Genomic DNA, 14,888 nt, shown 5'->3' on the forward strand with positions numbered 1-14,888 from the left:
GCATAGTGTATCTGGTTTATGACGGTGAAACATGTCCTCTTATGAAAATCATCAGGCGCTTGACGGCCTGACTCTAGGTAAATCAACGGATTACCGAGACAATTACGATGCAAGTCTGTTGCAGGGCGTTCCGCGCAGCCTAAACCGCGATCCGCTGGATTTAAAGGCCGATACCCTGCCTTTTCACGGTGCAGATATCTGGACGCTGTATGAACTGTCGTGGCTGAATACCAACGGCTTACCCCAGGTCGCAGTCGGTCACGTGGAACTGGATTACACCAGCGTAAATCTGATTGAATCGAAAAGCTTTAAGCTTTACCTGAACAGTTTTAATCAGACGCGTTTTGATTCCTGGGATGCGGTACGTCAGACACTGGAAAACGATCTTCGCGCCTGCGCTCAGGGCGATGTCAGCGTGGCGCTGTACCGCCTTGACGAACTGGAAGGGCAGCCGATAGCCCACTTTAACGGCACCTGTATCGACAACCAGGATATCGTCATCGATAACTACCAGTTCAGCACTGCGTATCTGGAAAATGCCGTGAGCGGTGAAAAGGCAGTGGAAGAGACACTGGTCAGCCATCTACTGAAATCCAACTGTCTGATTACCCATCAGCCCGACTGGGGCTCCATACAAATTCAGTATCGCGGACGGAAAATCGACAGGGAGAAGCTGCTGCGTTATCTGGTCTCCTTCCGCCACCATAATGAATTTCACGAGCAGTGTGTGGAACGCATTTTCAATGACATTCTGCGCTTCTGCCAGCCGGAGAAACTGAGCGTTTACGCACGCTACACGCGACGTGGTGGCCTGGACATTAACCCATGGCGCACCAACACCGATTTCACTCCGGCAACCGGTCGTCTGGTGCGTCAGTAATCTTTTTTCTCAATTTTGCGTGTCGGATTCCGCGCACAAGGTTGTGAAAGGTCATAAGCCAGGGCTATTGTAATCACAGGGAATGACGTGTTGCGTCCCATAAGGAGTTTACTTGATTACACATATTAGCCCGCTTGGCTCAATGGACATGTTGTCGCAGCTGGAAGTCGATATGCTTAAACGCACGGCCAGCAGCGACCTGTATCAACTGTTTCGTAACTGTTCGCTTGCCGTTCTGAACTCCGGCAGTTTGACCGACAACAGTAAAGAACTGCTGTCACGCTTTGAAAGTTTCGATATTAACGTACTGCGCCGCGAACGGGGCGTGAAGCTGGAACTGATCAACCCACCTGAAGATGCGTTTGTTGATGGACGCATTATTCGTGCGCTACAGGCTAACCTGTTTGCCGTGCTGCGCGACATTCTGTTCGTCAATGGCCAGATCCATAACGCCGGCCGTTTTCAGCATCTGGATCTCGAAAGCTCGGTCCATATCACCAACCTCGTATTCTCGATCCTGCGTAATGCCCGGGCGCTGCACGTCGGTGAAGCGCCGAACATGGTCGTCTGCTGGGGCGGTCACTCAATCAACGAAAATGAGTACCTGTACGCCCGTCGCGTCGGCACCCAGTTGGGCCTGCGCGAACTGAACATCTGTACCGGCTGCGGTCCAGGGGCGATGGAAGCGCCAATGAAAGGCGCTGCGGTAGGCCACGCCCAGCAGCGATACAAAGACAGCCGCTTTATTGGCATGACCGAACCGTCAATCATCGCCGCTGAACCGCCTAACCCGCTGGTAAACGAACTGATCATCATGCCGGACATTGAAAAACGTCTTGAAGCGTTCGTGCGTATCGCCCACGGTATTATCATCTTCCCGGGTGGCGTAGGGACAGCAGAAGAGCTGCTGTATCTGCTGGGGATCCTGATGAATCCGGCCAACAAAGATCAGGTTCTACCACTGATCCTGACCGGACCAAAAGAGAGTGCGGATTACTTCCGCGTGCTTGACGAATTTATCGTGCACACGCTGGGGGAAGATGCGCGTCGCCACTATCGCATTATCATTGACGATGCAGCGGAAGTGGCGCGCCTGATGAAAAAAGCGATGCCGCTGGTGAAAGAAAACCGTCGCGACACAGGTGATGCTTACAGCTTTAACTGGTCGATTCGTATCGCGCCCGATCTGCAGATGCCGTTCGAACCGTCTCATGAAAACATGGCCAACCTGAAGCTGTACCCGGATCAACCCGTTGAAGTACTGGCGGCCGATCTACGTCGCGCATTCTCCGGAATTGTCGCTGGTAACGTGAAGGAAGTCGGCATCCGCGCTATTGAAGAGTTTGGCCCGTACAAAATCCACGGTGACCGCGAAATGATGCGCCGCATGGACGATCTCCTGCAGGGCTTTGTTGCACAACATCGTATGAAGTTACCGGGCACTGCGTATATCCCTTGTTACGAGATCTGCGCCTAACCTTCTACACCCGCTAGCAGCACTATAGCGATGACAGTTTTGTCCATATTAAAGCCGGGTTTGGCGCATTTGCCTCCCGGCTTTTTTTAGTGATACCAGTCACATAGCTCTGACAATCACATAAATACTAGTGATGATTCATTAAAAACAGCGTGTCACGCAAACGATTACCTTGAAAAACCAACCGTGATTTATCTTAGTAAATTATTATTAGTCGCCGAAATCATCTAAAAACAACAGTTTTTACAGCTGAACACGCCTATCTTCGCGCCTTCGCTTTCATGAGATATGTCGTTAATGTTAGCCTTCGCGCCCGTAAATTCGCTTTGACTATTTTTTAACAGATTAATGGCCCAAATTTATCCACATAAAAGGTGGATTATTGCATTTGGGATCCCGATCACTGATACATTCATTACTAAAATGTATCTTTCCGCCCGAAAATTATTACGGCGAAAAATTATATAAAAATCGCTCAACGAATTTCGATTTACAGCCGGGTACTTTCTCATTGGATTGACCTCAAACCCGGCTTTTTAAGCTTCCTCCAGGAGAAATAGATGGAAAACACTCAAACCAGCACTATCGTTACGGGCCAGACCCGCAGCGCATGGCGCAAGACAGACACCATGTGGATGCTGGGCCTTTACGGCACGGCGATTGGCGCGGGTGTATTGTTCCTGCCGATCAACGCAGGCGTAGGCGGTATGATCCCGCTGATCATCATGGCGATCCTTGCCTTCCCAATGACCTTCTTTGCACACCGCGGTCTGACTCGCTTTGTGCTGTCCGGTAAAAATCCGGGTGAAGACATCACTGAAGTTGTAGAAGAACACTTCGGCGTTGGCGCAGGTAAACTGATTACCCTGCTCTACTTCTTCGCTATCTACCCGATTCTGTTGGTTTACAGCGTAGCAATCACCAATACCGTTGAAAGCTTCCTAACCCATCAGTTGGCGATTACTCCTCCGCCGCGTGCAATCCTGTCTCTGATCCTGATTGTCGGCATGATGACCATCGTGCGCTTCGGTGAGCAGATGATCGTTAAGGCGATGAGCATCCTGGTATTCCCGTTCGTTGCGGCTCTGATGCTGCTGGCGCTGTATCTGATCCCTCAGTGGAGCGGTGCGATTCTGGAAACCATGTCTTTTGACTCTGCGGCAACCACCGGCAACGGCCTGCTGTTGACCCTGTGGCTGGCGATTCCGGTAATGGTGTTCTCCTTCAACCACTCCCCAATCATCTCCTCCTTCGCCGTGGCGAAGCGTGAAGAGTACGGTGATGAAGCTGAGAAGAAATGCTCCAAGATTCTGGCATTCGCTCACATCATGATGGTACTGACCGTTATGTTCTTCGTCTTCAGCTGCGTATTCAGCCTGACCCCGGCGGACCTGGCAGCAGCAAAAGAGCAGAACATCTCGATTCTGTCTTACCTGGCGAACCACTTTAACGCGCCGATTATTGCCTGGATGGCACCGATCATCGCGATTATCGCTATCACCAAATCCTTCCTCGGCCACTACCTGGGCGCACGTGAAGGCTTCAACGGGATGGTGATTAAGTCTCTGCGCGGCAAAGGCAAATCCATCGAAATCAACAAACTGAACAAAATCACTGCACTGTTCATGCTGGTAACCACCTGGATTGTGGCGACGCTGAACCCGAGCATCCTCGGTATGATTGAGACCCTGGGTGGCCCAATCATCGCGATGATTCTGTTCCTGATGCCGATGTATGCCATCCAGAAAGTTCCGGCAATGCGTAAGTACAGCGGCCATATCAGCAACGTCTTCGTTGTGATTATGGGCCTGATCGCTATCTCCGCTATTTTCTACTCTCTGTTCAGTTAATTCCCCTGCGCCGCTCTTCGGGGCGGCGCATCTCGATACACAATGGACGCCTCATGATTAGCGTATTCGATATTTTCAAAATCGGCATTGGCCCTTCCAGCTCCCACACTGTTGGCCCGATGAAAGCAGGCAAACAATTCACGGATGACCTGATTGCACGCGGAATTCTCACTGACGTAACCCGCGTAGTGGTTGATGTCTATGGCTCTTTATCTCTGACGGGAAAAGGTCACCATACCGACATCGCGATTATTATGGGCCTGGCGGGTAATCTGCCGGATACCGTAGACATTGATGCCATCCCCTCCTTTATCCAGGATGTGAATACTCATGGGCGTTTGCTGCTGGCAGACGGTCAACATGAGGTCGAGTTCCCGGTCGACAAGTGCATGAATTTCCATGCGGACAATCTGTCCCTGCACGAAAACGGAATGCGTATTACCGCACTGGCGGGCGAAAAAGCCATTTACAGCCAGACTTACTATTCCATTGGCGGTGGTTTCATCGTTGATGAAGAACATTTTGGTTTACCGAATAACTCTCCGGTAAACGTGCCGTATCCGTATAAATCCGCAGCTGATTTGCAACGTCATTGCCAGGAAACCGGCCTGTCACTTTCCGGTCTGATGATGCAAAACGAACTGGCGCTGCACAGCAAAGAAGAGCTAGAACAGCACTTTGCTAACGTCTGGGAAGTGATGCGTAGCGGGATTGAGCGCGGCATCACCACCGAAGGTGTATTGCCGGGCAAACTGCGCGTTCCGCGTCGTGCTGCTGCGCTGCGTCGCATGCTGGTCAGCAGCGACAAAACCACCACTGACCCGATGGCGGTTGTTGACTGGATCAACATGTTCGCGCTGGCCGTGAACGAAGAAAACGCAGCAGGTGGACGTGTAGTTACCGCGCCAACCAACGGTGCATGCGGGATTGTTCCTGCCGTACTGGCGTATTACGACAAGTTTATCCGTGAAGTGAACGCTAACTCGCTGGCACGCTATATGTTGGTCGCGAGCGCCATTGGTTCACTGTATAAGATGAACGCCTCTATCTCTGGTGCCGAAGTCGGCTGTCAGGGTGAAGTTGGCGTGGCCTGCTCCATGGCAGCGGCTGGTCTGGCTGAACTGCTGGGTGGTAGTCCAATGCAGGTGTGCATCGCGGCGGAAATCGGTATGGAACATAACCTGGGTCTGACCTGCGATCCGGTTGCCGGCCAGGTACAGGTACCGTGCATTGAGCGTAACGCGATCGCGTCCGTGAAAGCGGTGAACGCCGCACGTATGGCGCTGCGCCGTACCAGTGAGCCACGCGTGTGCCTCGATAAAGTTATCGAGACCATGTACGAAACCGGTAAAGACATGAATGCCAAATACCGCGAAACATCTCGCGGCGGTTTGGCTATGAAAATTGTCACCTGCGATTAAGTCCCACCCCATTGCCGGATGGCGCAAGCTTATCCGGCCTACAGTGCCGTATTCATTTGTAGGCCGGATAAGGCTTCAGCCGACATCCGGCAAAATGTTGTATCAGATCTTCGCCTCCACTCGCCGTGAATGTTACCCTACAGACTGATTTGTTAGGGAGAACACCGTGGCCGTCCATCTGCTCATTGTCGATGCACTGAATCTTATCCGCCGAATTCACGCCGTACAGGGCTCACCCTGCGTGGAGACGTGCCAGCACGCGCTAGATCAGTTGATTGTGCACAGTCAGCCCACACACGCCGTGGCGGTATTTGATGACGAAGCGCGCAACAGCGGCTGGCGTCACCAACGCTTACCTGACTACAAAGCCGGTCGCCCTCCAATGCCTGACGATTTACACAAGGAAATGCCCGCCTTACGCGCCGCCTTTGAACAGCGCGGTGTCTGCTGCTGGGAATCCTGCGGGAATGAAGCCGATGATTTAGCCGCAACTCTGGCGGTGAAAGTTAGCCTGGCCGGACATCAGGCAACCATCGTCTCAACCGATAAAGGCTATTGTCAGCTACTCTCCTCAACGCTGCGTATTCGCGATTATTTCCAGAAACGCTGGCTGGATGCGCCGTTTATCGAGAAAGAGTTCGGCGTACTGCCGCAACAGTTGCCTGATTACTGGGGACTGGCAGGGATCAGCAGTTCTAAGATACCTGGGGTTGCCGGTATTGGTCCTAAAAGCGCCACACAATTGTTGACGCAGTTTCCAACGCTGGAAGCACTGTATGAACATCTGGATGACGTACCGGAGAAATGGCGTAAGAAACTCGAAGAACATCGGGAGATGGCGTTTTTGTGCCGCGATATCGCGCGGCTGCAAACGGACTTACATATCGACGGAAACCTACAGCAGCTACGGCTGGCACGGTAGTCTTTTTTTCGGATGGCGCTGCGCTTATCCGGCCTACTTAACGCATAACCCTGTAGGCCAGATAAACGCCAGGTAATTACCAGGCGGTATGGTACAGCTCAACGATATCCCCAAGGCTCGCTTCACGCGGATTTCCCCCGGTACAAACATCGTCAAATGCGGCTTGCGCCAATGCAGGAATATCCTCTTTACGGACGCCAACATCGCGTAAGTGCAGTGGGATCCCTACATCGCGATTAAGGGCGAAGACAGCATCCACTGCCGCTTTGCGTGCTTGCGCCAACGTCAGTCCTTCAACCTTACCCCCCATTACCCGGGCAATATCGCGGAATTTTTCCCCAGTGAATTCGGCGTTATAGTGCATCACGTGCGGCAGCAAAATGGCATTCGCGATGCCGTGCGGCGTGTTGTAGAACGCGCCTAACGGGTGTGCCATGCCATGCACTAATCCCAGACCAACGTTGGAGAAGCCCATCCCGGCAACGTACTGGCCCAGGGCCATCGCTTCACCCGCCTGGCTGTCACCCGCAACAGAACCGCGCAATGACCCGGCAATAATTTCGATGGCTTTAATGTGCAGCGCATCGGTAAGCGCCCACGCTGCCCGGGTGATGTAACCTTCAATGGCATGAGTCAGTGCATCTACTCCAGTAGCCGCTTTTAATGCAGCAGGCATGCCGTCCATCATATCAGCATCGATGAACGCCACCTGCGGGATGTCATGTGGATCGACACAAACAAACTTACGCCGATTTTCTTCGTCAGTGATCACGTAGTTAATGGTCACTTCCGCCGCTGTTCCCGCGGTGGTTGGGATAGCCATAACCGGTACGCTCGGGAAGCGTGTCGGCGATAACCCTTCAAGGCTGCGTACATCCGCAAACTCCGGGTTATTATTGATTATGCCAATCGCTTTACAGGTATCCTGCGGGGAGCCTCCTCCGATGGCTATCAGATAGTCTGCGCCGCTTTGCTGAAAGACACTCAATCCCTCCTGCACTACCGCAATGGTTGGATTAGGAATAACGCCTGAATAGATTTCCCATGCCAGACCTGCAGCATCCATTCGGGATGTCACTTTCTCAACAACGCCGCACTGCACCAGATTTTTATCAGTCACAATCAACGCCTTGCGATAACCGCGACGAATAACTTCATCGGTTAATGCGCCAACAGCCCCCCGGCCAAACCATGCTGTTTCATTCAGAATCATTCTGTTCGCCATTGTATTTCTCCTTTTCGCTATGCGAAATTACTCTTCAATGCGTAATCCGTAAGATTTGAATTTCTCCAGCACAATAGCGATCTCCTCGTCATCCAGCACCGGCACCGGGTCAACAATCGCCAGCGTGCTCAGGTACAGACGGGCCAGAACTTCCACTTCATGCGCCAACCACAGTGCTTTTTCCAAATTCGCTTCGCAAGCAATCAACCCATGGTGCTGTAAAAGCGTTGCCTTACGGTTTTTCAGGGCGACGCTCACATGCTCTGACAGCTCTCGTGTACCAAACGTCGCATAAGGCGCACACGGAATAGAGTTCCCCCCCGCCGCTGCAATCATGTAGTGAATTGCCGGGATAGGGCGATTAAGAATTGAAACGGCCGTGCAGTGTACGGCATGGTTATGGACAACCGCATTGGCATCCGGACGCGTCTGGTATGCCGCCAGGTGAAAACGCCATTCACTGGAGGGTAATTGTCCTTTATCATATTTCCCGTCGTTATCTACATACACGATCATGTTTTCAGTAAGTCTTTCGTAAGGAATACCGCTGGGCGTGATCAGCATCCCGTTTTCATAACGCGCACTCACATTTCCCGCCGTCCCCTGATTCAATCCAAGGCTGGTCATTTCCAGACAGGTTTCAATGATTTCTCGCGACAAACGCATTCTTTCCATAATGATTCTCCGGGTACAGTTTCCCCTCGTCTTTATTGCGAAAAATGCAGCCGCAGAATAAGACGGGTCAGGTTTTAGGTACAGGCAGCCACTGAACGTATTTATTCAGATTCAGTTGGCCGATTTATTTATAGCGACATATTAAGGTTGTCTTACGCGCTTAATAAGTTTCATCTCAACTTTTACAGTTTCTTTAATTGGGTGATCATCAATAGCACTCATCATCATATCGAATGCTTTTTCCGCCCAGACATTTTCATCCTGTTGCATTGACCAGACATTATTGGCGAGGAATCCCAGCATTGGGTGTTCATCGAATGTCCCAATATTAATTTCCGGTGGAATTGTGCCCAAACGATTACGAATAGCGTTAATGGCCCCCTCCAGTACCGGTAATGATGAGGCGATAAACGCCTGCGGACAGCCCTGTTCGCCGATCAACTCATCCATCAGTCGATAACCACCTTCAGGTGTGTTGTCCGGACCTTCGCGCACCCAATCTCTATGTGAAATGCCATTATTGTTCAATGCATTAAGATAACCTTGCAAACGATCACCAATGCTGGGTAATCCAGTATCCCCCACTAAAAACCAGATTGGCGACTTTCCAGCGTCAAACAGACTCTGCGTCAATTTCTCGCCGCCCAAGATGTTATGACTTTCTACCAGTGCGTTATCGGTATACTTAAAATCACGGTCAAGTAACACCATCGGTTTTCTGACCTGACGTAAATGGTGTTGCTGATTCTCTAACGTTGAGGGAACAATAAAAAGGCCATCGACATTACGGGCGATTAACGCTTTGGTCAGTTTATTTTCGTAATCAACATCGTCATAGGTACAGCTAATCGTTAACTGATAACCTGAACGACGACAGCGTTGCTCAAGTTTTTCTGCGAGTGTGGCAAAAAAGACGTTGGAAATATTGGGTACAATCAATCCCAAAGTATCCGTTTTATTTAATTTCAGGCTACGTGCTGAATGGTTAATGACGTAACCATAGCGCTCGACATATTCATTAATACGCGTTTGGGTTTTGACACTGATTCGATATTGCTCTGCTTTCCCGTTCAGCACCAGTCGTACGGTCGTAACCGATAAATTCAGATCGCTGGCTATCTGTTCTACTGTTTTAGCCATCTATATGCCCCAGTCCACATCCAAAAACGTCAATCTACAATCATAAAAGTATTTTAAACTTTTGTCTTACTGCATAAGTTGGTTAATCGCCTGCTGCTGCTCCCACAACATCAGATAAGCCTGGTATTTGCGATCATAGAAGTTCCGCCGCGCCGGGTTCGCCTTAATCACCTCGCCCGATCGAACCATTGCCCGGCATGCGGACGGTATAGTTGCCCACGCGCCGCATGCTACCGCGCCAGTGATAGCCGCACCTAACGTCACCGCATCCTCTTCCTGCATAAGATGAATATCGCATCCGGTAGCATCGGCATATTCTCTCATCCACAGTGGGTTATGCGTTGCGCCGCCGCACAGCGTCAGTCGGGAAATGGTGTGACCGTTTTCACGCATCACTTCCATAATATGCCGCGTACCGCAGGCGATCGCCTGTAATGTCGCCAGGTACAGACGAGCTACCTGCATCTCGCCTCGTTCCAGCGTCAAACCACAGATGCTGCCTCGAGCATCGGGCCGTGCGCGCGGCGAACGATTACCGTGGTGATCGGCAAGCACATGCAGATAACGACCAGGCTCAGACTCCTGCTCCTCAAGTGCGGCAACCCATTCATTAACTAAAACAATGGGATGGCAGCCCCGGGCCTCAGCTTTGTGAAACAGCTCAGCACTGGCTCCTGATTCCTGAAGCGTCCAGTCGACTAACGCCCCAGCAGCACTCTGCCCCCCTTCCGTCAGCCAGTAGCCTGGCAGCATGGCTGACCAATAAGGCCCCCAAACACCTGGCGTATGAATTTCCTGCTCGCTGCACAGCATATGGCAATTTGACGTTCCGCTAATCAGCGCCAACGTCCCCTCAGGCTCAACCCCGGCAAGCGCAACTCCGCCAGCATGGGCATCAATCATACCGCTGGCGACGACCACTGCAGTCGTCAGCCCCAGCGCCTGGGCCGAATCGCTGCTAAGCGTTCCAACGCCAGCGCCTGGCGGAAGAATACGCGACGGGATTTTGCCTAACAAATCCGTTAATTCAACGGCGTCTAGCAGGGAGTGGCTAAAGCGTTGTTCATGTGCCAGATAGTTCCATTTACAGGTCAGCGTGCACAAACCGGCAACATCAGTGGCGGTAGCTTTAGAGACCAGAAAGTCCGCAAGATCATAGAAACGATGTGCACTCTGCCACGTTGCGGGAAAATGATTTTTCAGCCACAGCACCTTGGGAAGTTCCATCTCTACGCTGACTTCGCCGCCGACATAGCGCAGAGCCGGATCTTGCGTGGCATTAATGCGTTTGGCCTCATCTACCGCGCGATGATCCATCCACATGATGATGTTATGGTCTGGCGATTCACCAGGTGAAACCGCCAGTCCCTGCCCGTGTTCATCGAGGGCAACTAAGGAGCAGGTGGCATCAAATCCCAGTGAACGAATCTCCTCGACGGGAACCCCCGCTGACGACACCGCTCCTCTCACCGCATGGCAAACCTGCTGCCAGATTTCTGCAGATGACTGCTCAACCCGCTCAGGACCGGGTCGAAACTGCGAGATGGGGCGTGTCGCAAAAGCCAGCCGTGTGCCACTGGCATCAAAGACACCAGCCCTGACGCTGGCGGAACCGACATCCACACCGAGGAAATATCCACTGCCCATAGTAACTCCCTGACGCTGGCTAATGATGGGGCGAGCACCTCGCCCCAACGGTCTTATTTTTTACCGAATGGGTGTAACAATTTGTCAATTTCTGGGGTATCAATGTTCTTCGCACTGACAAATTTCACCGGAATATCAATCTCTTTCGGTACAGACTGACCCGATACCGCTGCATTCAGCGTCTTGATACCCTGGTAGCCAATCTGATAAGCGTCCTGTACCACAAATCCCTGAATCACTCCGGACTTCAGGAAGGCAATGATTGCCTCGGTGCTATCAAAACCAATCACCTTCACTTTACCTTTCAGATTTTGGCTATCAATAGCGTTTGCTACGCCCAGCGTTGAACCTTCATTCGTGCCATAAATCCCTGCAATATCAGGATTGGCCTGGATCATATCGATGGTTTTATCCATCGCCTTTTGCGGATCGCCATCACTGTACTGGACCGGTAGCACCTGAATATCCGGATATTTCTCCTTCATACGGGCAATAAACCCTTCCGAACGCTCAATCGCAGAAGAGGTCCCTGCTACGTGCGCAATAATGCCCACTTTCCCTTTACTGCCCACTTCCGCTGCCAGCGCGTCTGCGGCTTCAGCACCGGCTTTACGGTTATTCGTGGCGACAAAGCTCACCGGGATATCAGAATTCACGCCGGAGTCAAACGTCACAACTTTAATACCGCGTGAATTTGCGGTCTCAACTAATGGCGCAAGCGCATTGGCATCTAACGCGGCCAGTAATAGCCCATTAGGTTTTTGCGCCATCGCGTTTTCAACCAACTGAATCTGCTCAGCAATTTGAGTTTCATCCGCCGGGCCAACATAGCTGGTTTTATCGCCCAACTCTTTTGCTGCCGCTTCCGTCCCCATTTTCACGGTTTGCCAGAATTCATGCTGGAAACCTTTACTGACCACCGGAAGGTTCATATCTTTAGCCAATACGCTGGATGTCATACAGGCCAGCAGGGATAACGCATAGACAAAATTCCTGGTTCTCATTGTTTTACTCCGTTCTGAGTGAGTCACCCTAAACGTCAGGGTTATGATGCCCCGTGACTTCCGGGAGCGTAAATCAACGAATTTTTTTGCGTAATGTATCGAGATAAACCGCGGCAATGACCACCACGCCCATGGCTACCATTTGCCAGAACTGGGAGACGCCCATCAGGTTCAGACCATTCTTCAGCACGCTCATAATGAATGCGCCGATGATCGTGCCGCCGATGGTACCAATTCCGCCCATTAGGCTTGTACCGCCAATAACAACCGCCGCGATGGCTTCCAGCTCATAACCCACGCCGACCGTTGGTTGTCCTGAGTTCAAGCGAGAGGCCAGAATCACCCCGGCAATCCCAGTCAGCAGACCACAAAAGGCGTAGACGAAAATTTTGACGCGCTGAACTTTAATACCGGAAAGATGTGCGGCTACCTCATTGCTACCCACGGCGTAAACATAGCGACCAATCACCGTTTTCTTCAGGATGTAGGCGGCAATTAACGCCACCACCACCAGGTAAAAAACGGGATAAGGCAGCACATCAAACAAACGTCCCTGGGCCAGCATTTTGAAGGTGGGGTAATCAGCGAAATAAATCGCACGACCATCGGTCATCACCATATTGATGCCTCTGACTGACATCATCAGGCCCAGCGTGGCGATAAAAGGCGGGATAGTCATTTTGGTGACCAGCAGGCCGTTGATATAGCCGCATAATCCCCCGGCCAGCACCCCCGCCAGAATACATACGGGCAGAGGCAATCCCAGCGTGGCGCTGATGCCTACCGCAACACCAGAAAAGGCCACTACCGAGCCAAGAGAAAGATCGATTCCTGAAGTGATAATGACAAAGGTAACGCCAATTGCCATGATGCCAATCACTGACGTTTGCAAGGCAATTGTCATGATGTTTTCAGTGTTAAAGAAAAATGGCGAACCAAAACTAAAAAATATTACTAAAATAATCAGACTCAAAAGCGGCGCAAGGCGCATTAAAAGTTCTTTGTTAATTTTTATTTTCTTATTATTGCTGTCTGAAGAGGTTACAGAGATAGTCATAAATTAGTCCTCTAACGTCGCATATTGCATGATTTTTTCTTGTGTGGCGTCATCAGAAGCTAACTCCCCGGTAATACGTCCATTACGCATAACCAAAATGCGATCGCACATACCCAGCACTTCCGGTAATTCAGAAGAAATCATGATAATTGACTTCCCTTTTGCCACCAGTCGATTCATTAATTCATAAATTTCAAGTTTAGCCCCCACATCAATACCGCGAGTGGGTTCGTCAAAGATGAGAATATCGGTATCTTTACATACCCATCTGGCAATAATAATTTTCTGCTGATTACCGCCACTTAAATTCAGTGCCGCCTGCTCTAAATGTGGTGTTTTAATCCGTAGGGCTTTAACCTGTTCCTCGCTGGTTTTCTGACAACGTTTGCTGTCCACATTGCCATAGCGGTCGGAATATTCAGGATAATTGCCCAACATAATATTACGCTCAACGGACAGTCCTAATGCCAGCCCCTCTTTTTTTCTGTCCTCGGTTAAATAGCTGATACCCTGTTGGATAGCATCAGGAATATCTTTAATTACCGTCACTTTTCCGTTTAGCTTGAGGGTACCGCCATCAATGGGATCCGCGCCAAAAATCGCCCGCGCCAGCTCGGTACGCCCTGCGCCCATCAGACCAGCGAAACCCAATATTTCGCCCTGATACAGGGTGAAATCAATGTTGTTCAGTACACCATTGCGAGTCAGACCGCTGACTTCCAACACCGGCTTACGTTGAGCCAAAGGTCCACGACGAGGATAGATATTGCCGAGGTCCCGCCCAACCATCATGGCAATCAGGTCGCTAATTTTAACCGCATCATAATCTACAGTGGCAATAAACTGACCATCACGCATCACCGTCGCACGATCGGCTATCAGCGCCAGTTCCTCCAGCCTGTGCGAGATATAAACAATGCCCGTCCCCTGTTCTTTCAGCAAACGGGTTACCTGAAATAAACTGTCGATTTCCGTTTCCGTCAGTGCCGCCGTCGGTTCATCCATAATAAGGATCTTAGCATTCACCGATATCGCTTTAGCAATCTCAACCATTTGTTGTTGCGCGACGGTCAGATCGGCCACCAGCGTTTCTGGGGAGATATTCAGGTTTAATTTTTGCAAAATATCGATAGCAGCCTGTCGCTGTTGTTTTTCATCCAGACGCCAGCGGTTATTTTTGCAAAACTCCCTGCCAATAAAAATATTTTCTTCTACCGTGAGTTCAGGGAAAAGATTAAATTCCTGGTGAATAATCGTGATACCTGCGCTTTGTGCGCTCAACGGGTTCGCAAAAGAAACAGATTGCCCTTCAAAAATAATATCTCCTTCATCAGGCTGATAAACACCGGATAAAATCTTCATCAACGTAGACTTTCCTGCGCCATTCTCACCCAGCAGCGCATGAACCTCGCCTTTGCGTAAAGCAAAATCCACATTACTCAACGCTAATACGCCGGGAAAACGTTTCGTAATATGACTCATCTGTAAAAATGTTTCAGACATTGCTGCTTTCCTCAATATACAGAAACTGCAATCAGTGAATCAGGCGAAAAAACGTTGCCAGGAAGCCATCGTCACCGTTAATGCGAA

12 protein-coding genes are annotated in these 14,888 nt (G+C 50.7%); 5 read left to right on the top strand and 7 right to left on the bottom strand.

Translation table 11 applies throughout. From position 1 onward, the window contains the following. The first annotated feature begins 31 nt into the window (after window positions 1-31). The 5 genes from queF to xni all read left to right on the top strand — a co-directional run bounded on the left by queF (window position 32) and on the right by xni (window position 6,550). Window positions 32-880, top strand: coding sequence for an NADPH-dependent 7-cyano-7-deazaguanine reductase QueF (gene queF, locus SK34_RS07050; protein WP_003034084.1), 849 nt, complete (start codon window positions 32-34; stop codon window positions 878-880). Between the two features lie 112 nt (window positions 881-992). Beyond that, on the top strand, window positions 993-2,357 hold the full coding sequence (gene ppnN / locus SK34_RS07055; protein ID WP_003034076.1) for a nucleotide 5'-monophosphate nucleosidase PpnN: 1,365 nt from the start codon (window positions 993-995) through the stop codon (window positions 2,355-2,357). A 560-nt stretch (window positions 2,358-2,917) separates the two neighbouring features. Next, entirely contained in the window at window positions 2,918-4,207 is a 1,290-nt protein-coding gene (locus SK34_RS07060) for an HAAAP family serine/threonine permease (RefSeq protein ID WP_003034073.1), read from the top strand. Window positions 4,208-4,260: 53 nt separating this feature from the next. Continuing rightward, complete coding sequence (locus SK34_RS07065; RefSeq protein ID WP_003034070.1) at window positions 4,261-5,628, top strand: L-serine ammonia-lyase; 1,368 nt, start codon at window positions 4,261-4,263, stop codon at window positions 5,626-5,628. A gap of 166 nt (window positions 5,629-5,794) precedes the next feature. Beyond that, on the top strand, window positions 5,795-6,550 hold the full coding sequence (gene xni / locus SK34_RS07070) for a flap endonuclease Xni (protein WP_048232708.1): 756 nt from the start codon (window positions 5,795-5,797) through the stop codon (window positions 6,548-6,550). Window positions 6,551-6,626: 76 nt separating this feature from the next. Here xni and fucO read toward each other — a convergent pair whose 3' ends face one another. The 7 genes from fucO to SK34_RS07105 all read right to left on the bottom strand — a co-directional run bounded on the left by fucO (window position 6,627) and on the right by SK34_RS07105 (window position 14,801). After that, complete coding sequence (gene fucO, locus SK34_RS07075) at window positions 6,627-7,775, bottom strand: lactaldehyde reductase (protein ID WP_048232709.1); 1,149 nt, start codon at window positions 7,773-7,775, stop codon at window positions 6,627-6,629. A 27-nt stretch (window positions 7,776-7,802) separates the two neighbouring features. Next, a complete protein-coding gene (gene fucA, locus SK34_RS07080) occupies window positions 7,803-8,450 on the bottom strand; it encodes an L-fuculose-phosphate aldolase (RefSeq protein WP_003034062.1) in 648 nt (215 codons plus the stop codon). Between the two features lie 141 nt (window positions 8,451-8,591). Further along, complete coding sequence (locus tag SK34_RS07085; protein WP_003034060.1) at window positions 8,592-9,590, bottom strand: LacI family DNA-binding transcriptional regulator; 999 nt, start codon at window positions 9,588-9,590, stop codon at window positions 8,592-8,594. Window positions 9,591-9,656: 66 nt separating this feature from the next. Beyond that, window positions 9,657-11,237, bottom strand: coding sequence for an FGGY-family carbohydrate kinase (locus SK34_RS07090; RefSeq protein WP_048232711.1), 1,581 nt, complete (start codon window positions 11,235-11,237; stop codon window positions 9,657-9,659). Between the two features lie 53 nt (window positions 11,238-11,290). Beyond that, on the bottom strand, window positions 11,291-12,241 hold the full coding sequence (locus SK34_RS07095) for an ABC transporter substrate-binding protein (RefSeq protein ID WP_003034057.1): 951 nt from the start codon (window positions 12,239-12,241) through the stop codon (window positions 11,291-11,293). A gap of 73 nt (window positions 12,242-12,314) precedes the next feature. Then, on the bottom strand, window positions 12,315-13,298 hold the full coding sequence (locus SK34_RS07100) for an ABC transporter permease (protein ID WP_003034055.1): 984 nt from the start codon (window positions 13,296-13,298) through the stop codon (window positions 12,315-12,317). Window positions 13,299-13,301: 3 nt separating this feature from the next. After that, window positions 13,302-14,801 carry a sugar ABC transporter ATP-binding protein gene (locus SK34_RS07105; protein WP_003034052.1) on the bottom strand — a complete coding sequence of 500 codons (1,500 nt, stop codon included), beginning with the start codon at window positions 14,799-14,801 and terminating at the stop codon, window positions 13,302-13,304. Between the last annotated feature and the right edge of the window lie 87 nt (window positions 14,802-14,888).

It is taken from the genome of Citrobacter sp. MGH104 (assembly GCF_001034485.1).
GTDB classification, from domain to species: domain Bacteria; phylum Pseudomonadota; class Gammaproteobacteria; order Enterobacterales; family Enterobacteriaceae; genus Citrobacter; species Citrobacter freundii.

Bases quoted from the DNA above. Each gene is read 5' to 3' on its own strand.
- SK34_RS07095 (WP_003034057.1), bottom strand. From the start codon at position 12,241: ATGAGAACCAGGAATTTTGTCTATGCGTTATCCCTGCTGGCCTGTATG.
- queF (WP_003034084.1), top strand. From the start codon at position 32: ATGTCCTCTTATGAAAATCATCAGGCGCTTGACGGCCTGACTCTAGGT.
- SK34_RS07065 (WP_003034070.1), top strand. From the start codon at position 4,261: ATGATTAGCGTATTCGATATTTTCAAAATCGGCATTGGCCCTTCCAGC.
- fucO (WP_048232709.1), bottom strand. From the start codon at position 7,775: ATGGCGAACAGAATGATTCTGAATGAAACAGCATGGTTTGGCCGGGGG.
- SK34_RS07100 (WP_003034055.1), bottom strand. From the start codon at position 13,298: ATGACTATCTCTGTAACCTCTTCAGACAGCAATAATAAGAAAATAAAA.
- fucA (WP_003034062.1), bottom strand. From the start codon at position 8,450: ATGGAAAGAATGCGTTTGTCGCGAGAAATCATTGAAACCTGTCTGGAA.
- SK34_RS07105 (WP_003034052.1), bottom strand. From the start codon at position 14,801: ATGTCTGAAACATTTTTACAGATGAGTCATATTACGAAACGTTTTCCC.
- SK34_RS07085 (WP_003034060.1), bottom strand. From the start codon at position 9,590: ATGGCTAAAACAGTAGAACAGATAGCCAGCGATCTGAATTTATCGGTT.
- SK34_RS07090 (WP_048232711.1), bottom strand. From the start codon at position 11,237: ATGGGCAGTGGATATTTCCTCGGTGTGGATGTCGGTTCCGCCAGCGTC.
- SK34_RS07060 (WP_003034073.1), top strand. From the start codon at position 2,918: ATGGAAAACACTCAAACCAGCACTATCGTTACGGGCCAGACCCGCAGC.